General features: G+C 55.4%; 17 protein-coding genes. 5 read left to right on the top strand and 12 right to left on the bottom strand.

What is annotated here, in order from left to right; genetic code table 11:
- Positions 1-45 precede the first annotated feature (45 nt).
- Both NQ842_RS13270 and NQ842_RS13265 read right to left on the bottom strand, forming a co-directional pair.
- Positions 46-537, bottom strand: coding sequence for a type VI secretion system tube protein TssD (locus NQ842_RS13270; RefSeq protein WP_045295210.1), 492 nt, complete (start codon positions 535-537; stop codon positions 46-48).
- A 253-nt stretch (positions 538-790) separates the two neighbouring features.
- Positions 791-1,312, bottom strand: coding sequence for a DUF2778 domain-containing protein (locus NQ842_RS13265; protein WP_046887508.1), 522 nt, complete (start codon positions 1,310-1,312; stop codon positions 791-793).
- A 267-nt stretch (positions 1,313-1,579) separates the two neighbouring features.
- Here NQ842_RS13265 and NQ842_RS13260 point away from each other — a divergent pair, with 267 nt between their 5' ends.
- The gene (locus NQ842_RS13260) at positions 1,580-2,119 is read left to right on the top strand and encodes a DUF2058 domain-containing protein (protein WP_257255940.1); all 540 of its coding nucleotides are present in this window, start codon (positions 1,580-1,582) and stop codon (positions 2,117-2,119) included.
- A 6-nt stretch (positions 2,120-2,125) separates the two neighbouring features.
- Here the strand turns inward: NQ842_RS13260 and NQ842_RS13255 are convergent, their stop codons facing one another.
- Together NQ842_RS13255 and azoR are read right to left on the bottom strand one after the other, a co-directional pair.
- Positions 2,126-2,812 (bottom strand): RluA family pseudouridine synthase, encoded by a 687-nt coding sequence (locus NQ842_RS13255; RefSeq protein ID WP_046887507.1) that lies wholly within the window; start codon positions 2,810-2,812, stop codon positions 2,126-2,128.
- 90 nt (positions 2,813-2,902) lie between these two features.
- On the bottom strand, positions 2,903-3,508 hold the full coding sequence (gene azoR, locus NQ842_RS13250) for an FMN-dependent NADH-azoreductase (RefSeq protein ID WP_014831826.1): 606 nt from the start codon (positions 3,506-3,508) through the stop codon (positions 2,903-2,905).
- Between the two features lie 205 nt (positions 3,509-3,713).
- On the opposite strand from azoR, the gene hrpA reads away from it, so the two are divergent.
- A complete protein-coding gene (gene hrpA / locus NQ842_RS13245) occupies positions 3,714-7,616 on the top strand; it encodes an ATP-dependent RNA helicase HrpA (RefSeq protein WP_257255939.1) in 3,903 nt (1,300 codons plus the stop codon).
- Positions 7,617-7,686: 70 nt separating this feature from the next.
- On the opposite strand, the gene NQ842_RS13240 is transcribed toward hrpA, so the two are convergent.
- The 5 genes from NQ842_RS13240 to NQ842_RS13220 form a co-directional block, all read right to left on the bottom strand.
- Entirely contained in the window at positions 7,687-8,346 is a 660-nt protein-coding gene (locus NQ842_RS13240; RefSeq protein WP_257255938.1) for an O-methyltransferase, read from the bottom strand.
- Between the two features lie 84 nt (positions 8,347-8,430).
- Positions 8,431-9,810: an efflux transporter outer membrane subunit gene (locus NQ842_RS13235; RefSeq protein WP_153907040.1), complete on the bottom strand. Its 1,380-nt coding sequence runs from the start codon at positions 9,808-9,810 to the stop codon at positions 8,431-8,433.
- The gene (locus NQ842_RS13230; RefSeq protein WP_047361981.1) at positions 9,807-10,889 is read right to left on the bottom strand and encodes an HlyD family secretion protein; all 1,083 of its coding nucleotides are present in this window, start codon (positions 10,887-10,889) and stop codon (positions 9,807-9,809) included. Before NQ842_RS13230 ends, NQ842_RS13235 begins: the two co-directional genes overlap by 4 nt.
- Before the next feature lie 22 nt (positions 10,890-10,911).
- Positions 10,912-12,564: an MFS transporter gene (locus NQ842_RS13225; protein WP_014831831.1), complete on the bottom strand. Its 1,653-nt coding sequence runs from the start codon at positions 12,562-12,564 to the stop codon at positions 10,912-10,914.
- 159 nt (positions 12,565-12,723) lie between these two features.
- The gene (locus NQ842_RS13220) at positions 12,724-14,043 is read right to left on the bottom strand and encodes an MFS transporter (protein ID WP_014831832.1); all 1,320 of its coding nucleotides are present in this window, start codon (positions 14,041-14,043) and stop codon (positions 12,724-12,726) included.
- A gap of 64 nt (positions 14,044-14,107) precedes the next feature.
- On the opposite strand from NQ842_RS13220, the gene NQ842_RS13215 reads away from it, so the two are divergent.
- Positions 14,108-14,332, top strand: a complete 225-nt coding sequence (locus NQ842_RS13215) for a hypothetical protein (protein ID WP_125365129.1) — start codon at positions 14,108-14,110, stop codon at positions 14,330-14,332.
- A 101-nt stretch (positions 14,333-14,433) separates the two neighbouring features.
- Positions 14,434-15,228 (top strand): YdcF family protein, encoded by a 795-nt coding sequence (locus NQ842_RS13210; protein WP_257255937.1) that lies wholly within the window; start codon positions 14,434-14,436, stop codon positions 15,226-15,228.
- A 53-nt stretch (positions 15,229-15,281) separates the two neighbouring features.
- Here the strand turns inward: NQ842_RS13210 and gap are convergent, their stop codons facing one another.
- Entirely contained in the window at positions 15,282-16,283 is a 1,002-nt protein-coding gene (gap, locus tag NQ842_RS13205; protein ID WP_257255936.1) for a type I glyceraldehyde-3-phosphate dehydrogenase, read from the bottom strand.
- Positions 16,284-16,472: 189 nt separating this feature from the next.
- Here gap and cybB point away from each other — a divergent pair, with 189 nt between their 5' ends.
- Positions 16,473-17,003, top strand: a complete 531-nt coding sequence (cybB, locus tag NQ842_RS13200; RefSeq protein WP_047361975.1) for a cytochrome b561 — start codon at positions 16,473-16,475, stop codon at positions 17,001-17,003.
- A gap of 68 nt (positions 17,004-17,071) precedes the next feature.
- Here the strand turns inward: cybB and NQ842_RS13195 are convergent, their stop codons facing one another.
- Both NQ842_RS13195 and NQ842_RS13190 read right to left on the bottom strand, forming a co-directional pair.
- Complete coding sequence (locus NQ842_RS13195) at positions 17,072-18,139, bottom strand: oxidoreductase (RefSeq protein WP_257255935.1); 1,068 nt, start codon at positions 18,137-18,139, stop codon at positions 17,072-17,074.
- The gene (locus NQ842_RS13190) at positions 18,132-18,896 is read right to left on the bottom strand and encodes a DeoR/GlpR family DNA-binding transcription regulator (protein WP_014831838.1); all 765 of its coding nucleotides are present in this window, start codon (positions 18,894-18,896) and stop codon (positions 18,132-18,134) included. Before NQ842_RS13190 ends, NQ842_RS13195 begins: the two co-directional genes overlap by 8 nt.
- Between the last annotated feature and the right edge of the window lie 422 nt (positions 18,897-19,318).

The following is a 19,318-nucleotide window of genomic DNA, read 5'->3' as shown; positions in this document are numbered from 1 at the left end:
ATGAGCGAACTTCATGAAGGCTCAAGGGGCACGCGCCCCTTGATGTCAGGCTGAAGGGCGTTCGTTCCAGGCGTCGCTGTGCATGATGTTCCCATCGACGATACGCCAGGTAATTTTTTCATACTGCAGGCTTACGCTTTCAACATGGTTCATTTTATCATTGGCCGCGATTTTCACGTTCGGCACGCTGCAGTTAACACCGGTGACCTTTACATTCTCCATTAATACGGTGTAATAACAGACCTCCTGTCCAGCATCATTAATATGATAGAACTTAATCTCAGCACTTTTTAGCGCTTGCCCGGTAGAAGCTGCTTTATAGAGATAGGGCGTGGAGCTATCAACTTCCTTTTCAATCCGCATGGATGAATGTTGACGCGTGCCGGTGATCTTACCGTTAGCACTATCTACCGGGAGATTTAGACCATGACTTAGCCCTATGATCTCAATGCTACCTTCACGGTCCTGAACGTCTACGGATCCTTTAATATGTGCTCCGCCATCGTCTTTTAGCCACATATAGGGGGGGATTGGCATTCTTTATTTCCTTATTTTATTGATTAGCAGCATTGTTAATTGGTAAATAACCGTAGCAAGGGTAAATACAGTTAAAATATCGATATACGTATATGTGTCATATAGTGTTTCAGCATTAACATCACCATAAATAAAATCACATATGGAAGAAGCCACGTCATGATTAAGATAGAATTCAGCAGGCTCCAGCGTGCGACCTACCATCAGGCTAATGAGTAGAAACCCGATCGTTTTGAATAGCCTGATGCACCATTTACGGGCAGGTATTGGTATAGCCACTTTCCATCACCTCAACCCAGCCGCGTGCCATAAGTGAACGCATACAGGGAACCTGAATAAGTTCGGTACTCATCAGAGCATTGCGGATCAATGCGTAATCAGAATTATGGGCAATCGTGATACATCCTTCTGATTGCGTACCCGGATGCAGACGAAATAATCCACGATGTACGTTATCAATCCAGGTTCCATCGTCGATACCCCAGTCATCCTTGTACAGAGCAAACCACTCATCACGGCCAAACTCTGCACCGGATCGGACTTTGTTCCACTGGTCCTGCAACTTAGCTTTTAACCCTGATATGAAGCCTCCGGTTCCTCTGTCAACTATCCAGTATTTTCCCGGAGGAATAGGTCCCGAGCCTTTAACAGCGCCACATAGTCCATTGTTTCGATAGATTCCCTGCCCGGAATGCGCCATAAACACGCCTACGCCGTGCAGGTTAAAAGGCGCATAGTCAGCACCGTTAAGCAGCATTGTTCCCTTTAAGGCCATATTTTCTCCGCACGCTTATAATAAGAGAAAGGCAGCCTACGCCTTTAGAGGATACAGATACTGAACTCACATCATATTTATGAGTTGCTCATTTTTTTTAAGAAAATGACCTGACAATTTTTAATCACTCTTTAGGCGTTAACGTTAATAAATGCTGGATGAATAATGAACCAGCCTCAGGCAACTAAACGCCTGCCTACTTCTCTAACACACGCTCCGCAATTCCCGCTATAATCCCCAAAATTTCCAACCGGTTTAAACACACTCATGACAAAACTCACCTTACAAGAGCAGATGCTGAAAGCGGGCTTAGTCTCCAGCAAGAAAATGGCCAAAGTTCAGCGCACGGCGAAGAAATCCCGCGTGCAGGCGCGTGCGGCCAGAGAGGCGGTAGAAGAGAACAAAAAAGCGCAGCTTGAGCGTGACAAACAGTTGAGCGAGCAGCAAAAACAGGCCGTGCTCGCCAAAGAGTTTAAGGCGCAGGTGAAGCAGCTGATTGAGATGAACCGCATCACGGTGGCAAAAGGCAACATCACCTTTAACTTCACCGACGGCAACTTGATCAAAAAAATCGAGGTGGATAAGGCAACCCAGACCCAGTTGATTAACGGTCGTCTGGCCATCGCACGTCTGGTGATTAACGCTAACGGCGACTGCGAATATGCCATTATCCCGGCGGTGGTGGCGGATAAAATTGCCCAGCGCGATGCCGACAGTATCGTGTTAAACAGCGCCCTGAGTCAGGAAGAGCAGGATGAAGACGATCCGTATGCTGATTTCAAAATCCCTGACGATTTGATGTGGTAAGACGGTTCAGAACGGTGCGGCGTGACGGGCGTTAACCGGCTCGCCGCTCACCGGATGAATAAAATTCAACTGACTGGCATGCAGCATCAGCCTCGGCGTTGTTCCGCTGCCAGGCCACGCCCGTCCCCCATATAAATCGCAGCCTAAAATCGGGTGGCCCAGCAGCTGACAGTGAATGCGCAACTGGTGGGTTCGCCCTGTTTCAGGCGTCAGTTCTACCCGCGTGAGCGGCATCGCCGCGTGTTGATGCAGGCGTTCCACCACCCGATAGCGAGAACGGGCGGGTTTGCCGTTAACGGCACAGATCGACATCAGCGGAAACAGCGCCGGGTCTTTGGCTATCGGCGCATCAATCACTCCTTCATCGTTTTCCACGTGGCCGCAAAGCAGGGCGCTGTAGACTTTCTCCACGCTGCGCTGGCTGAACTGCTGGCACAGCGCGGCGTTGATGGCCTTATTACGCGCAATCACCATCAGGCCGGACGTGCCAAAATCCAGGCGATGCACCAGGGTACAGCCAGGAAAGCTTTGAACCAGACGATAGTGCACCGAATCGAGATTTTGCGGATTTTTTCCCGAGAGGCTAAGCAGACCGGAAGGTTTATTAATCAGCAGCAGATGTTCATCCTGCCAGAGGATCTCAATGTCGTCGTGACACGGTGGGGCAATAAAAGAATCAATAATCGCAGACATCAGGCCGCCCGGCTGGAGAGTGGGAGCGGATGATAACGAAATGCGGGAGAAAAGAAAAACCCTCTCACCGGGCGGTGAGAGGGGGAAATCTTAGGCAGCCACCAGGCTGTCGATCGCGGCTTTTGCGTCGGTCTGTGCTTTGGTCGCCACTTCAGGACCGTAAGCGATACCTTCTGCGAACACGAAGTTCACGTCAGTGATACCGATGAAGCCAAGGAACAGGCTCAGGTACGGGGCAACCAGGTCGGTTGGGGTATCTTTATGGATCCCGCCGCGGCTGGTCAGCACGATAGCGCGTTTGCCTTTGACCAGACCTTCCGGACCGTTCTCGGTGTAACGGAAGGTGACGCCAGCGCGAGCGACCAGGTCGAAGTAGTTCTTCAGCTGGGTTGGGATGTTGAAGTTGTACATAGGGGCGTTGATCACGATAACGTCGTGCGCCTGCAGTTCAGCAATCAGCTCATCAGAGAGCGCCAGGGCTTCCTGCTGACGTGGGCTCAGCGGTGCATCGCCTGGACGCAGCGCGCCAACCAGCTCACCATCCAGCACAGGAATTGGGTTTGCAGCCAGGTCACGCACGGTGATTTGATCTGCGGAATGCTGTTCACGCCACTGTTCAACGAAGTAATCAGACAGCTGACCAGACTGAGAGTACCCTGCCAGAATACTGGATTTCAAAACTAATACTTTGCTCATGGGTGATTCCTGTTTTTGCATTTGATTGAAGGGGGTTGCCCCGTTGCTTGTTGACACTCTATTCACAATCCTGCCACAGAGATAGCGCAATATATCGAAGCCTATGTTCGAATTTTTTGAATAAGGCACTGAAAGCGCTGATGTGGTACTCTATAGCAATCATTACAAAGAGATTTTATCCGGCAGTGCACTGCCCGTTAATGCTATGACAGAACAACAAAAATTGACCTTCCCGATGCTCCTGCAACAGCTTGATTCACTGATGCTGCGCGATAAACAGCGCTTTGCTCGCCGCTTGCACGGGGTGAAGAAGGTTAAAAATCCTGATGCACAACAGGCCATTTTCCAGGAGATGGCGAAAGAGATTGAACAGGCGGCAGGGAAGGTTGTGCTGCGCGAAGCGGCACGCCCGGCCATCACCTATCCGGAAAACCTGCCCGTCAGTCAGAAAAAGCAGGAAATCCTCAACGCCGTGCGCGACCACCAGGTGGTGATCGTGGCAGGGGAAACCGGTTCGGGGAAAACCACACAGCTGCCGAAAATCTGTATGGAGCTGGGCCGCGGGGTGAAGGGCCTGATTGGCCACACCCAGCCGCGTCGTCTGGCGGCGCGTACCGTGGCGAACCGTATTGCCGAAGAGCTGCAAACGGAGCCGGGTGGCTGCATTGGTTATAAGGTGCGTTTCAGCGACCATGTGAGCGATAACACCATGGTCAAGCTGATGACCGACGGTATCCTGCTGGCGGAAATTCAGCAGGATCGTCTGCTGATGCAGTACGACACCATCATTATCGATGAGGCGCACGAGCGCAGTCTGAACATCGACTTCCTGCTCGGTTACCTGAAAGAGCTGCTGCCGCGTCGCCCGGATCTGAAAATTATCATCACCTCCGCGACCATAGACCCGGAACGCTTCTCAAAGCATTTCAATAACGCACCCATAATCGAAGTCTCCGGCCGTACGTACCCGGTAGAAGTGCGCTATCGCCCGATTGTCGAAGAGGCGGATGATACCGAGCGCGACCAGCTGCAGGCTATTTTCGATGCCGTTGACGAACTGGGCAATGAGAGCGCGGGCGACATTCTGATCTTTATGAGCGGCGAGCGTGAGATCCGCGATACCGCCGATGCGCTCAGCAAGCGCGATCTGCGCCACACAGAGATCCTGCCGCTTTATGCGCGCCTCTCCAACAGCGAACAGAACCGCGTGTTCCAGCCGCACAGCGGGCGACGCATCGTGCTGGCGACCAACGTGGCGGAAACCTCGCTGACCGTGCCGGGCATCAAGTATGTGATTGATCCGGGTACGGCGCGTATCAGCCGCTACAGCTACCGCACCAAGGTACAGCGTCTGCCGATTGAGCCGGTTACGCAGGCGTCGGCCAATCAGCGTAAAGGGCGCTGTGGACGTGTGTCGGAGGGGATCTGTATCCGTCTCTATTCGGAAGACGATTTCCTCTCCCGCCCGGAGTTTACCGACCCGGAGATCCTGCGGACCAACCTGGCCTCCGTCATCCTGCAGATGACCGCCCTGGGGCTGGGTGATATCGCCGCTTTCCCGTTTGTCGAAGCGCCGGATAAACGCAATATTCAGGACGGCGTGCGTCTGCTGGAAGAGCTGGGAGCGATCACCACCGACGAGCAGGCCACCGCGTATAAACTGACGCCGCTGGGGCGTCAGCTCAGCCAGTTACCGGTCGACCCGCGTCTGGCGCGCATGGTGCTGGAAGCGCAAAAACACGGCTGCGTGCGCGAGGCGATGATCATCACCTCGGCGCTCTCCATTCAGGATCCGCGTGAACGGCCAATGGACAAACAGCAGGCGTCGGATGAGAAACACCGTCGCTTCCACGACAAAGAGTCTGATTTCCTCGCCTTTGTGAACCTGTGGAACTACCTCGGCGAGCAGCAGAAGGCGCTCTCCTCGAACCAGTTCCGCCGTCAGTGCCGCGTGGATTTCCTCAACTACCTGCGCGTGCGCGAGTGGCAGGATATCTACACCCAACTGCGTCAGGTGGTGAAAGAGCTGGGTATTCCGGTGAACAGTGAACCGGCGGAGTACCGCGAAATTCACATCGCATTGCTGACCGGACTGCTGTCCCATATCGGCATGAAGGACGCCGAAAAGCAGGAGTATACCGGTGCGCGCAACGCCCGTTTCTCTATCTTCCCCGGTTCGGGCTTGTTCAAGAAGCCGCCGAAGTGGACCATGGTTGCGGAGCTGGTGGAAACCAGCCGCCTGTGGGGGCGTATTGCCGCACGTATCGATCCGGAATGGGTGGAGCCGGTGGCGCAACACCTGCTGAAGCGTTCGTACAGTGAACCGCACTGGGAGCGCGCGCAGGGGGCGGTGATGGCGACGGAAAAAGTGACCGTCTACGGTCTGCCGGTGGTGGCCGCGCGTAAGGTCAACTACAGCCAGATTGATCCGGCGCTGTGCCGCGAGCTGTTTATCCGCCATGCGCTGGTGGAGGGCGACTGGCAGACGCGTCACGCCTTCTTCCGTGAAAACCTCAAACTGCGTGCCGAAGTGGAAGAGCTGGAGCACAAATCCCGTCGTCGCGACATTCTGGTGGATGACGAGGCGCTGTTCGAGTTTTACGACCAGCGCATCAGCCACGATGTCATTTCCGCCCGTCACTTTGACAGCTGGTGGAAGAAGGCCAGCAAAGAGACGCCGGACCTGCTCAACTTTGAAAAGAGCATGCTGATTAAAGAAGGGGCGGAGTCGGTCAGTAAGCTCGACTACCCGAACTTCTGGCATCAGGGCAACCTCAAGCTACGGCTGACCTATCAGTTTGAGCCGGGAACGGACGCGGATGGTGTCACCGTTCATATCCCGCTGCCGCTACTAAACCAGGTGGATGAGAGCGGATTTGAGTGGCAAATTCCCGGCCTGCGCCGCGAGCTGGTGATTGCGCTGATCAAATCACTGCCAAAACCGGTACGTCGTAACTTTGTTCCGGCCCCTAACTACGCCGAAGCGTTTTTAGGCCGCGTCACGCCGCTGGAGATGCCGCTGCTGGATGCGCTGGAGCGTGAGTTCCGCCGCATGACCGGCACCACCATTGACCGCGAAGACTGGAACTGGGATCAGGTGCCCGATCACCTGAAAATCACTTTCCGCGTGGTGGACGATAAAAACAAGAAGCTGCAGGAAGGCCGTTCGCTCACCGCACTGAAAGAGGCGCTGAAAGGCAAAGTGCAGGAGACCTTATCCGCGGTGGCGGATGAGGGGATTGAGCAGAGCGGGCTGCACATCTGGAGCTTTGGTCAGCTCCCGGAAAGTTACGAGCAAAAACGCGGCAATTACAAAGTGAAGGCCTGGCCTGCGCTGGTGGATGAGCGCGACAGCGTGGCGATCAAGCTGTTTGATAACCCGCAGGAACAGCAGCAGATGATGTGGCGCGGGCTGCGCCGCCTCCTGCTTTTGAATATCCCGTCGCCGATTAAGTATCTGCACGAGAAGCTGCCGAACAAAGCCAAGCTCGGCCTCTACTTTAACCCGTACGGCAAAGTGCTGGATCTGATCGACGACTGCATCTCCTGCGGCGTGGACAAACTCATCCACGAGGCGGGCGGTCCGGTCTGGTCAGAAGAGGGCTTTGCTCAGCTACATGAAAAGGTACGCGCGGAGCTGAACGACACCGTGGTGGACATTGCCAAACAGGTCGAGCAGATCCTCACCACCGTGTTCAATATCAATAAACGCCTGAAAGGGCGTGTGGATATGACCATGGCGCTGGGATTGTCGGATGTCAAAGCGCAGATGGCGGGCCTGGTGTACCGGGGCTTTGTCACCAGCAATGGCTTCAACCGTCTCGGCGACACGCTGCGTTATCTGCAGGCGATTGAAAAACGGCTGGAGAAAATGGCCATCGATCCGCACCGTGACCGTGCGCAGATGCTGAAAGTGGAAAACGTGCAGCAGGCGTGGCAGCAGTGGTTGAACAAACTGCCACCGGCACGTCGTGACGATGAAGACGTTCAGGCGATCCGCTGGATGATCGAAGAGTTACGCGTCAGCTTCTTTGCCCAGCAGCTCGGTACGCCGTATCCGATTTCGGATAAACGTATTTTGCAGGCGATGGAGCAAGTTTCCGCTTAAAACCCTTGCCCGGTTTTCTCCCTCTCCCTGTGGGAGAGGGCCGGGGTGAGGGCACCAGGCCGCACAATTTTCACCCGTTCACAATTGCCAGCGTAAACCCATCCCACCCCTTAACCCCGACCGTTTGCAGCGCGGTGGCGGTTAAGCGTGGATTGTCCCCCATCATCTCGATAAACCGGCGAACACCCTGCACGCGCGCGTCGTCGCTTTGGCCGTTAATCACTTCACCCTCGCGCACCACGTTATCGCCAATAATCACCGTGCCGGGACGAGAATAGTGCAACGCCCATTCGAGATAGCCGGGATTATTCGGTTTATCAGCATCAATAAAGATCAGGTCAAATGGCGGAACATCGCCGAAATTTTCCAGAGACGCCAGCGCAGGGCCTTCGATGAGTGCAATGCGATCGTTGAGACCGGCAAGCTGAATATTCTGCCGCGCCACGTCGGCATGCGTGGAATCTGCCTCAAGTGTAATCAGCTCTCCGTCCGGCGGCAGGGCGCGCGCCATCCAGATTGAACTGTAGGCACCCAACGTGCCAATCTCAAGAACACGCCGCGCCTGGGTCATGCGGACGAACAGCGCCAGCAGTTGCCCCTGATTGGCCGCAACATCGTGTTCGGGGAGTCCGGCGCGCTTGTTGTTTTCAAGAACCTGCTGGAGTACGTCATCTTCGGGAATAAGCGATGAAATCATGAAATTATCAACTGCAGACCACGGTTGTTGCATAAATTGTCTCCTGAGGGGGAATTGCCGGGTGGCGGCTACGCCTTACCCGGCCTGCGTGACGAAATCCAGGCCCGTTAAGCGCCTTCAGACATTGACCCAACCGCCGCCCAGCGCTTTATACAAATCAATCTGCGCCAGCAGCAGGTTATTTTTCACCTGCACCACATTTGTTTGCACCGAGTAGAGGGTACGCTGTGCGTCGAGCACATCCAGATAAGACGAATAGCCGTTGCGATAGCGGTTCTGCGCAATGCGCAGGGTCTCCTGGGCCACATCCTGCTGGGCAAGCAACTCTGTCAGCTGTACCTGATAACGCGTGGTGGCGTCAAGGCTGTTGTTCACCTCCGCGAAGGCGTTGCGGACAGTTTTTTCATAGCTGTACAACGCCTGATTGCGCTGGGACTGGGAGATATCCACCTGCGCATTTAGCGCCTGGCGGTTCAGCAGCGGGGCGAGAATGCTGCCGCCCACATTCCAGAGCTGTAAAGGGTTGTCCAGCAGGCCAGAAAGGGTGCGATCCTGAATTGAACCGGTCGCTGTCAGGTTGATCGACGGCAGCAGGCTGGCGCGCGAGGCGGCCAGGCTGGCATCGGCCGCAATGAGCTGGCGCTCGGCCTGAACGATGTCAGGTCGTCGGTTAAGCAACGATGACGGCAGCTGTGAAGGCAGCCTGAGCGGGGTAAGCGTGCTGAAGCGCTCACTCCGGGTCACCTCGCCGGGGTTGCTTCCCAGCAGCAGACTCAGGGCGTTCTCTTGTTGCGCAATCTGATGCTGCAGCAGCGGCACCTGTGCCCGGGTGGCCCGCAGCTCGGAGTCGGACTGCATCAGCTCCAGGCGCGAACTGTAGCCCGTTTCAAACTGCCGTTTAGCAAGATTAAATGCCTCTTCGCGCGATTTCAGCGTGGATTCGGTGACGCGAAGCTGTTCGTCTAGCGAGAGCAGAGTGACATACCCGGAGGCCACCGACGATGCAACGGTTAAATCCGCGGCAGCGGCGGCGGCTTTTTGCGCTTCCAGCGAGGCCTGCGCGGCATTGGCCGTGCTGCGGTTGACGCCCCAGATATCCACATCATAGCTGGCAGTGAGGCTGCCTTTGTACAGCGTACTGTATACCGGTAAGCCGGTGGCGGCCGATTGCGTCCGGGCGCGGGTGCCGGTTACGCCCGCATCCAGCGACGGAAACAGGCTGCCGTCGGCGGCATACACCCTGGCCTGGTACTCATTGATCCGTTCGCGAGCGATCAGCACGTCGCTGTTATTTTTCAGCGCCTGATCCACGTAGCGGTTGAGGTTGTTGTCGTGAAAATTTCGCCACCAGAGCTGTTCAGGCGCGCTGGTGGGGCCAGCTGCCGCACGCCACTGCGCAGGAATGTGCAGTGACGGTTGGGCAGGTTTTACATCCACCGACTGGCATCCGGTAAGCAGAACGGCAACCAGCAGGCTGGCAATCGGACGAAGGGTCATTGCTTCGCCTCCCGCGTATCAATGGTCACCTGTACCGACATGCCAGGACGCAGCAGCGCCGACTCTTCAGGCTTACCCAGCACTTCGATACGCACCGGAATACGCTGGGCGATTTTAACAAAGTTCCCGGTGGCATTATCCGGCGTGATGGCACTGAATTCGACGCCGGTCGCCGGGGAGATGCTCTCCACGCGGCCCTGATAGGCTTTGTTGTCGAGCGCATCGACGGTAAATTTCACCGGCTGGCCAATGCGCAACTCCGCCAGCTGGGTCTCTTTGATGTTGGCGATCACCCAGTGCTGAGGCGGCACCAGGGTGGTGAGGTGTGTTCCGGCGGTCACATACGCGCCCAGACGCACCGCGATTTGTCCCAGCTGGCCGTCACGCGGCGCCACAATGCGGGTGTTTTGCAGGTCAATCTGCGCCAGTTCCAGCGCCGCTCTGGCATTTTCAACATCGGCCTCCAGCGCACCGCGGTTCACAATCACCGTTTGCAAATCCTGGCGCGACATCTCAAGCGTCGCTTTTGCCTGCTCAATATCGGCGCTGCCCTGGGCCGCGCTGGCCAGCGCCGCGTCGCGTTCGCGGATGGAGAGCGATCCGTCCGCCGTCAGATCTTTTACACGTTTTAAATCCGCCTGGGTTTTCAGACTTTGGGCGCGGGCGTTTTTCAGGGCCGCCTCGTTACGGGCAATCACCGCTTCCGCGCTTTTACGCTGCTGCAGATTGTTATTCAGGGCGGCAATTTTCATCGCCAGCTGCGCCTCGGCCTGATGCACGCGCTGGCGATAGATGCGGTCATCAATTTGCAGCAGCAGGTCGCCTTTTTTCACCTGCACAAAATCCTGCACCTTCACGTCGGTGATATAGCCATTGACCTGCGGACTGATGAACGTGGTCTGGCCGCGTACGTAAGCGTTGTCAGTAAACTGCGCGTGGCGGGTGAACGGGGGGAGCTGCCACGCGTAAAGGATCACCAGCACACCGACAATCCCGATGGCAGCGGCGGTGAAAATTGACACAATGCGTACATTTTTGCGGGTGTTGGCCTGCTCTTTGGCGGCATCCTGCTGACTCATAAACTCTCCAGAAATATTTCAATTATTTGTTGCCGGTGGCGTTCTTAAGCGCCATACGGGCAGTGATGCGCAGACGCAGTAAGCGCCATAAAATCCAGACTAGCGTGGCCGCGGCAATACTCGCGGTCAGCAAATAAGTATCGTTATAAGCCAGAATGTTTGCCTCAAGGGCAGTGACCGTCTGCAATTGGGTGATCGCCTGCGTGCCCAGCAGCGCGCTGTCGCCAATCAGGCTCTTGTACATCTGGGTATAAAGCTGAATTCGCTCGTTGACCAGGGGATTGAGCGTCGTGAGCTGGTCCGCCAGCAGGCTGGAGTGGTACTTCTCGCGCCAGGTCTGGAAGGTTCCCAGGATCGCCGAACCCAGCAGGCCGCCGAGGTTCTGGCTCATGCCGAACATCACCGAGAAACTCACCAGATTACGTGGATCGGCAATCACGCCACCAATGGCGGCCAGCATCGCAGGGGCGAGGAAGAAGGCGCTGCCAAAGCCCAGCAGGAACTGGCTGAGCATCAGCTGATCCGGACGGGTCAGGTTGTTGGACTGGCTGTCCAGCAACGAGGCGATAATCATCAGCACCAGGGAGGTAATAATCGGCCACGCCAGTTTCGTCGGCTTAATGGTCAGACAGCTGGTGACGATCCCGCAGACGATGCCGGCGAAAATGGACCACGCCAGATGTGTCATCTGCTCGTTCTGTAACCCCACATACTGCAGCCACCCGATGACGCCGGTGTTTTGCTCGGCCAGCACAATGCGGATCAGCAGCATGATCAGCCCCAGACGAACGATACTGCCGCTCGACAACCAGCGGGTATTCAGCAGCGGGTTAGTGCGGTTATGTTCAAACACGATGGCGGAAACAATCAGCACCAGCGATAGCGCCAGCGACCAGCCGATCCACGGCGCTTCGAACCACCAGTCCAGACGCCCCAGCGACAGCACCGCGCACAGCAACGCCATCCCCGGTGCCAGCAAAAAGAAGGTCACAAAGTCTTTCTTCTCAAAGACCTTACGCCGATCCCCCGGAGGCAGTTTCAGTGCGATCACACAGGCCAGCGAGATCAGCGCCAGCCCCAGTTCGAAGAAATAGAGTCCGCGCCACTCGTCCAACTGGAGAAGCTCAGTGGAAAACAGACGCGCCAGCGGAATGGCGAGTGACGAACCGGTGATGCCAATGGTCAGCGCCTTCAGACGGTGCTTCGCCGGCCAGGCCTGGATCTGATAATAAATGCCCAGCGAACTGAGCGCGGCGGCCACCATTCCGTGCGCGGCGCGCACCATCAGCGCCGAACTGAGATCGTTAACGAACAGGTGGAAGAAGGTGACCAGCACATACAGCACCAGAAAGCCTTCCGTAAAGGCGCGCAGACCATACTGCTGGCGGAATTTCACCAGTAGCAGGTTAATGGAGATATTGGTCATCACATAGACCGCCGGTAGCCAGGCGATCTCGGTTGACCAGGCGCCAAAGGTGCCCTGCAAATTTTGCAGGTTGGCGGTGACCACCGCATTCCCCAGGGCGCCCGTCAGGCAGACCAGCAGACCCACAACGCCATAGGCAATGCGCTTTGGCGTGCTGTGCTCCGGCGTAGAGGGTGAACCCAGCAGGGCGGGTTTCTCGTGTGGCTGCCACTCGCGAGGAGCATAAGGATCGCGTTCGGGCAGGCGCATAACGTCGTTTACCTTTGAAAAAATTAAATAATTAGCGGGCTGGCGATTCTACGTCTGCCGTAAAACATAATACAAGTGAATATGATTTACGCATGTTAATCAAATGTTGAACTAAAGGTTTTAGGAAAAAGAGCGGCCCGCAGGGCGGGCCGGGAAAGGTCAGAGACGTTCGGGCTGTACCTGGAGGTGTGCTGCACGCTTAACGCGGCTGGCGCAGAAGATCGCGATTAAGGAGATGACCACCGTGACGGCAAGATACCAGGCCACCGGAACCCAGTCGCCGTCATATTTTGCCAGCAGGCCGGTAGCAATCAGCGGGGCGGTACCGCCAGCCAGCGCGGCACCCAGTTGGTAGCCGAGCGTAATGCCGGTGTAGCGCACGTTTGCGCTAAAGATTTCAGAGCACAGCGTTCCGAGTACCGCCGTTACCGGTGCCCACAGCACGCCAAAGGCGATGACCGTCGCGATCACAATGCCCCAGGTTGTTCCGGTATTGAGCAACATAAACCATGGCACGATAAACAAACCCAGGATAAAGACGCTCGTGGCATACATACGCTGACGGCCAATTTTATCCGAGAGCAACCCCATTAACGGAATCATTATCGTGGCCACCAGGGCTCCCAGCGTCACGGCTTCCAGCGCCTGCGATTTTTGGTAGGCCAGCGTGCTGGTGGCATAGCTCACCACAAACGTAGAGAAAATATAGAACGGCGCGGTTTCCACGACTTTGAGACCGGCGGCAATCAGCACTTCACGCCAGTGATGTTTCAGCGTATCGCGCAGGGGAGCCTTAGCCACCTGACCGGACGCTTTTACTTTCTGAAAATCAGGCGTTTCATCGATATCTTTTCGGATCCACAGGCCGAGCAACACCAGAACCGAACTCAGCAGGAACGGGATACGCCAGCCCCAGGAGAGAAAATCCTCCTCGCTGAAGAGGGTCATCAGCGAAACGATAAAAGTTGCCATCAGCATGCCGATGGTCACGCCCGCCTGCGGAATGCTGCCGAAGAACCCCTTACGTTTTTCGGGCGCGTATTCATAGGCCAGCAACAGCGCGCCACCCCATTCACCGCCTATGCCCATCCCCTGAATGATACGCATCAGGATCAGCAGAGCAGGCGCCCACAGGCCAATCATCTCATACGTGGGCAGCAGGCCAATCATAACGGTTGCACCTCCCATCAAAGAGAGGGTCAGTACAAGGGTTTTTTTACGGCCAATGCGGTCGCCGATATGGGCGAAAAGTACCCCGCCAATAGGACGTATAAAAAAGGTTAATGAGAAAGAGAGATACGAGAGTATGAGCCCGATCACCGGATCGACCATCGGGAAAAAGATCTTATTAAAGACCAGCGCGGCAGCTGTACCGTAGAGAAAATAGTCAAACCATTCAATGGCACTCCCGGTAAGGCTGGCAATTAACACCTTCTTATTTTTTCGTAATACCGTCGTCGTACTTTCATGTTCTGTCATGACCTGCAACCCCGCCACGTTGGTGATGTATGAGGTGTCACCTGGCGCGCTTCAGGTGCAACCTGTGATGATGAAAAAGGTTATTAAATTGTTAAGCAACTTAGGGTTGGATGGTGTATTTGGCAAGCGCAGGGGGGAGAAAACTGGTCAGATCACGGTGAAATTAGCAGCGTTGGGTGCTTTTTCAAACGGAATCGGCAACAGGATGTTTTGTACGACAGAAACTGGAAAGCATAATATGCAGGTGCAACCTAATTGTTTTTGGATGTTTCTGGTTATTTCAGAATAATGACAAAATCGGCAATAAAATACCGTTTAGTTTTCGGTGCTCACGTCAGCGTTTATAGTCTGAAGCCGCTACCCTGAAGAGAAACCGAGGAGGAGTTCATCATGGTTAAGCCCCATTTTACTGTTCTGTCGGACGCAACCCTGGCGGCCATCAATACCGTTGGCAAATGGCTGGCGCAGGACGACCTGAGCGCAGCCCGTCAGGCTCCGGACGTGGATGTGGTGATTCTGGCTGGCAACGCGGTGATCCCGACTATCGATGCGGCCTGCCGTATTGCCGCCGCGCAGAACGTGCCGCTTCTCATTAGCGGCGGCATCGGCCATTCGACACCGTTTTTGTATGAAGCCGTTCGTCATCACCCGCAATATCACAGCGTACCGGTCGCCAGCCGGGCGGAAGCGAGCATTCTTGCCGACGTTGCGCGGGAGTTCTGGCAGATCCCCGAGGCGCACCTTTGGATTGAAGATCGCTCAACCAACTGCGGTGAAAACGCGCGTTTTAGCTGGAACATGCTGAAACAGCGTCAGCGGACAAGCGGGCAGATGCTGGTGGTGCAGGACCCGACGATGCAGCGCCGCACGATGGCGACTTTTACCCGCGTGTGCCGGGACGAGCCCGCGTCACCGCAGTGGGTCAGCTTTCCGGGGGTTACGCCGACGCTGCAAAACGGCACAGAGGGCGTGGAGTTTAGGGGGGATAATGCAGGGCTGTGGTCCGTTGAGCGCTACCTTTCGCTGGTTCTGGGGGAGCTGCCGCGGCTGTATGATGACGTTAACGGCTATGGCCCGGCCGGGCGGGATTTTATCGCTCACGTGCCCTTTCCGGAGGCGGTGACCGCCGCATGGAAACAGTTACAGCAGGATCCTGTCCTCAAGGGGGAACGTACAATAATCTAAGCACGGGACCATTCCCTCGCCCCGTTGGGGAGAGGGGTAGGGTGAGGGGAAAATTACAGCGCCGCAAACTTATCCAGCGTGCGCACCAGCTGCGTCACAAACCCATACTCGTTGTCATACCAGGCGACGGCTTTCACCAGCTGCAGATCGCCCGCCTCGGTCACTTCGGTCTGCGTGGCGTCAAACACCGAGCCAAAGTGCGAGCCAATCACATCGGACGACACAATCTCCTCATCCGTATACCCAAATGATTTATTCCCCTGCGTCGCTTTTTTCAGTGCGGCATTGATCTCCTCAACGGTGACCTTTTTACCCAGAATGGCGACCAGTTCGGTTACCGAACCGGTTTTCACCGGCACGCGCTGGGCGTGGCCTTTCAGTTTGCCGCTCAGGGCCGGGATCACCAGACCAATTGCTTTTGCGGCACCCGTGGTATGAGGAATAACATTTTCTGCCGCCGCGCGTGAGGCGCGCAGATCTTTGCCACGCGGACCATCCACCAGCGCCTGGGTACCGGTATAGGCGTGAATGGTGGTCATGGTGCCCACTTTAATTTCAAAGGCATCGTGCAGGGCTTTTGCCAGCGGGGCGAGACAGTTGGTGGTGCAGGAGGCGACGGAGATGATGGTATCACTGGCGTCAATGGTGTCGTCGTTAACGTTAAACACAATGGTTTTCATCTCACCGGCAGGTGCGGAGATCAGCACTTTTTTGGCACCTGCAGCCAGATGCGCTCTGGATTTCTCTTCCGACGTATAAAAACCGGTGCATTCCACAACGATATCCACCCCTGCGGCTTTCCACGGAATATGTTTGGCCTCTTTCTCGGCGTACACCGCGATCGTCTTGCCATCCACAATCAGTGCGTCTTCGGTGAAATCCACACTCCACGGGAAACCCCCGTAGTTTGAATCATGCCTGAGCAGATAAGCCAGCACTTTGGGAGAGGTGAGGTCGTTGATGGCGACGACGGTGTTGCTGTCCTGGGTTTCAAGAAGGCGACGAAGTACAAGGCGTCCAATGCGTCCAAATCCGTTAATGCCAATTTTACTCATGGTGTTCTCCTGTAAACGTGTCGATGCGACAGTTTGAACTTATCCAGGCTTAGACCATGAGCGCCGGGGCGGCAATTGAAGATGCTTCATGCGCGAGGAAGTAATTGAAAACCCATACAGAAAAGTTAATGAATTTTTAAGGAAAGGTCGTTATGTTGGCCCGGTAACTGTTTTTTATCGGGAAATCACATGCGCACTAAATATACAAGCCTGCAAATCGGCATCCACTGGCTGGTGTTTCTGTTAGTCATCGTCGCCTACTGCGCCATGGAGTTCAGAGGCTTCTTTCCGCGTACCGACCGACCGGTGATCAATATGATCCACGTTTCATGCGGTATCACGATCCTGGTATTGATGGTGACACGTCTGCTGGTGCGCCTGAAGTTCCGCGCGCCGCCGATTGAGCCGAAACCGAAAGCGATGATCACCGGGCTCTCCCATCTGGGGCATCTGGTGATTTATCTGCTGTTTATTGCTTTGCCGCTGATTGGCCTGGTGATGATGTATAACCGTGGAAACGACTGGTTTGCTTTTGGCATCGCCATGCCGCACGCGGCGGAATCCAACTTTGACCTGGCTGATGGGCTAAAAGAGTGGCACGAGACGCTGGCGAACCTCGGCTATTTTGTCATTGGCCTGCACGCGGCGGCGGCGCTGATGCATCACTATTTCTGGAAAGATAATACGCTGCTGCGCATGATGCCGAAAAAGCGGCAGTAGTCCTCAATACTTTTGCCGCCTTTCTCGCCGGGTGGCGTTGCGCTTACCCGGCCTACAAAACCCGTTTTTTATTGCAGCAGAGCACGCTCTTCAGCCGTTAATGCCAGCCCCTGGGTTGACCCGGCCTCTGACGATTTCACCGCCGCTTCCAGCACCGCCATCACCGCTAACGCCTCGACAGGATGAACCGGATTGGCAATCTTCCCGAGCAGAGCATCGCGCACATTCATGTAATACTGACGCTGATCGCCTTTCGGCGTGGCAATCGTCTGCGGCGCGCCGTCAGCCCCGAAGAACACCATACTGTCGCTGTCCTCACCCCAGGTTTTGCTGCCCGGAACGACGCCGGCCAGCAGCTGCGCTTCCTGTTGATCGATACGGGCTTTCACTACGCTGCCCTTGTCGCCATGAACGGTAAAGCGCGCGGTGCCACCTGCTACCAGCATGCTGGCGTGCAAGATGACCTTATGCTGAGGGTAATTTAAAACCACATGCGCCCAGTCGTTAACTTCGGCACCGTCGCGCAGCGTCGCGATATTCCCCTGTACCGACTGAGGCAGACCAAAGAGCTGCAGCGTCTGGTCGATCAGATGCGGACCGAGGTCAAACCACAGTCCGCTTCCCGGTACGTTTTGTTCTCTCCAGCGCACGCGCACCTCCGGGCGGAAGCGATCGATGTGCGACTCAAACAGTTTCACCTTGCCGAGGGTGCCCTGCGCAATAACGTCCTTAATGCCGAGGAAATCACTGTCCCAGCGGCGGTTATGGAACACGGAAAGCAGAAGCTGCTTTTCATCCGCCAGGGCGATCAGATCGCGCGCTTCCTGCATATCGAGCGTGAAAGGCTTATCCACCACCACATGTTTTCCTGCGTTCAGGGCCAGCGTGGCCAGCGGCGCATGGGTCGCGTTCGGGGAGGCGATCACCACCAGGTCGACGTCCGGATGCGTGATGGCCTCTTCCGGGGTGGCGACCACCTGCACGTCCGGCAGATCGCGCGTAACCTTTTCCGCGTCGCGAGAAGAAACCACCGCCAGTTTAAGCCCGTCCACAGCCTGGATCAGCGGGGCATGGAAGGTTTTACCCACAAATCCATACCCGATCAGCGCAATGTTAATTGTCTTCATTTTACTCATGACCTTCTCCACGTTGATGCGCGCAAACCGTGACATGCACTGCGCTCTGGTCCCCAAGCTCAGGCCAGGGACGATCTAAAAACAGTTGATGAATTTCTTCTAACCCGCATACCAGGTAAGGTTCACAGCGGTTGACTTTCAGATGGTCCGCGACGATCCAGTGCGCCTGGCTGGCGGCAAGCATCGCCCGTTTTACCTCGGCATCAGCCTCTGTACTGGCACTCAGACCGAGTGATGAATGAAGGGCGCAGGCGCCGAGAATGGCGATATCCGCCCGATACCGCGAAAGAAGGGAGAGGGTAGCACCGCCGGCAAACAGGCGTTGCTTCTGATCCCACTTCCCGCCGAGCAGGATCAGGTCGATATCCTCCCGGTCGCTAAAATAGTGGGCGATATCCAGCGAGGTGGTGATCACCGTCAGCGGCCCCTGAAGGAAAGTGGCCACCGCCATGACCGTGCTGCCCGCATCCAGAAACAGCGTTGAACCCGCCGGAACAGACTGTGCCACCTGTTTTCCCAGCCGCTGTTTGGTGTCCGGCAGGAGCGTGTTTCTGCCCTGGCGATTCATGGCCGAGAGATTCAGCGCGATAGCCCCCCCGTGGTTCTTCTGCGCCAGCCCTTGTTTTTCGAGGTCTGTCAGATCCCGGCGAATGGTATCGGCTGAAACCTGCAGCTTTTCCGCCAACTCGGTGATACTGGCCTGTCCCTGCTCGCTGATGATCTCGAGCACATATTTTTGACGGGCGGTTTTGTGCATAGGATGAATCCTGCAAAATGTCGCAATAGTTTGCATAATACAGCATTTTGTCGCAAAGGGAAGGGGAACGTCTTTTTAGTTCAAAGCAGTGATTATTGATTTTATATTGATTAAATATAAGTGTACGGTTGCGAGGGGTAATCAGTATGTTATGACGATGTTTATTCTGACCGTTTGGTTTATGTAACCAGTTAGCAATCGTTTACCGGTGTTTTATTTCATTAATAAATTAATTTAAGAGATAATGCGCCAAAATATTCAGCCCGTATAGCTTTTGATCCCAAAAGAGATGGGGCAGTTACTTAAATTGACAGTTCTTTGAAAATCTTTGTGTCTGACGCGCCATGAAATTAACGCAAAAATGTACATCCGACGAATTTCTAATTTCACTTAAATAACAAGGACTTTGTTTGTTTCACTTG

This window comes from Enterobacter cloacae complex sp. R_G8 (assembly GCF_024599795.1).
In the GTDB taxonomy this organism is placed as follows: Bacteria; Pseudomonadota; Gammaproteobacteria; order Enterobacterales; family Enterobacteriaceae; genus Enterobacter; species Enterobacter dissolvens.
This window is presented reverse-complemented; position numbering and strand designations above follow the sequence as displayed.

Excerpts from the sequence above, each read along its gene's own strand:
- NQ842_RS13240 (WP_257255938.1), bottom strand. The coding sequence starts at position 8,346 with ATGCAACAACCGTGGTCTGCAGTTGATAATTTCATGATTTCATCGCTT.
- NQ842_RS13265 (WP_046887508.1), bottom strand. The coding sequence starts at position 1,312 with ATGGCCTTAAAGGGAACAATGCTGCTTAACGGTGCTGACTATGCGCCT.
- NQ842_RS13260 (WP_257255940.1), top strand. The coding sequence starts at position 1,580 with ATGACAAAACTCACCTTACAAGAGCAGATGCTGAAAGCGGGCTTAGTC.
- NQ842_RS13195 (WP_257255935.1), bottom strand. The coding sequence starts at position 18,139 with ATGAGTAAAATGAAGACAATTAACATTGCGCTGATCGGGTATGGATTT.
- NQ842_RS13255 (WP_046887507.1), bottom strand. The coding sequence starts at position 2,812 with ATGTCTGCGATTATTGATTCTTTTATTGCCCCACCGTGTCACGACGAC.
- hrpA (WP_257255939.1), top strand. The coding sequence starts at position 3,714 with ATGACAGAACAACAAAAATTGACCTTCCCGATGCTCCTGCAACAGCTT.
- NQ842_RS13225 (WP_014831831.1), bottom strand. The coding sequence starts at position 12,564 with ATGCGCCTGCCCGAACGCGATCCTTATGCTCCTCGCGAGTGGCAGCCA.
- NQ842_RS13270 (WP_045295210.1), bottom strand. The coding sequence starts at position 537 with ATGCCAATCCCCCCCTATATGTGGCTAAAAGACGATGGCGGAGCACAT.
- azoR (WP_014831826.1), bottom strand. The coding sequence starts at position 3,508 with ATGAGCAAAGTATTAGTTTTGAAATCCAGTATTCTGGCAGGGTACTCT.
- NQ842_RS13190 (WP_014831838.1), bottom strand. The coding sequence starts at position 18,896 with ATGCACAAAACCGCCCGTCAAAAATATGTGCTCGAGATCATCAGCGAG.
- NQ842_RS13235 (WP_153907040.1), bottom strand. The coding sequence starts at position 9,810 with ATGACCCTTCGTCCGATTGCCAGCCTGCTGGTTGCCGTTCTGCTTACC.
- NQ842_RS13230 (WP_047361981.1), bottom strand. The coding sequence starts at position 10,889 with ATGAGTCAGCAGGATGCCGCCAAAGAGCAGGCCAACACCCGCAAAAAT.
- NQ842_RS13220 (WP_014831832.1), bottom strand. The coding sequence starts at position 14,043 with ATGACAGAACATGAAAGTACGACGACGGTATTACGAAAAAATAAGAAG.
- gap (WP_257255936.1), bottom strand. The coding sequence starts at position 16,283 with ATGAGTAAAATTGGCATTAACGGATTTGGACGCATTGGACGCCTTGTA.
- NQ842_RS13210 (WP_257255937.1), top strand. The coding sequence starts at position 14,434 with ATGGTTAAGCCCCATTTTACTGTTCTGTCGGACGCAACCCTGGCGGCC.
- cybB (WP_047361975.1), top strand. The coding sequence starts at position 16,473 with ATGCGCACTAAATATACAAGCCTGCAAATCGGCATCCACTGGCTGGTG.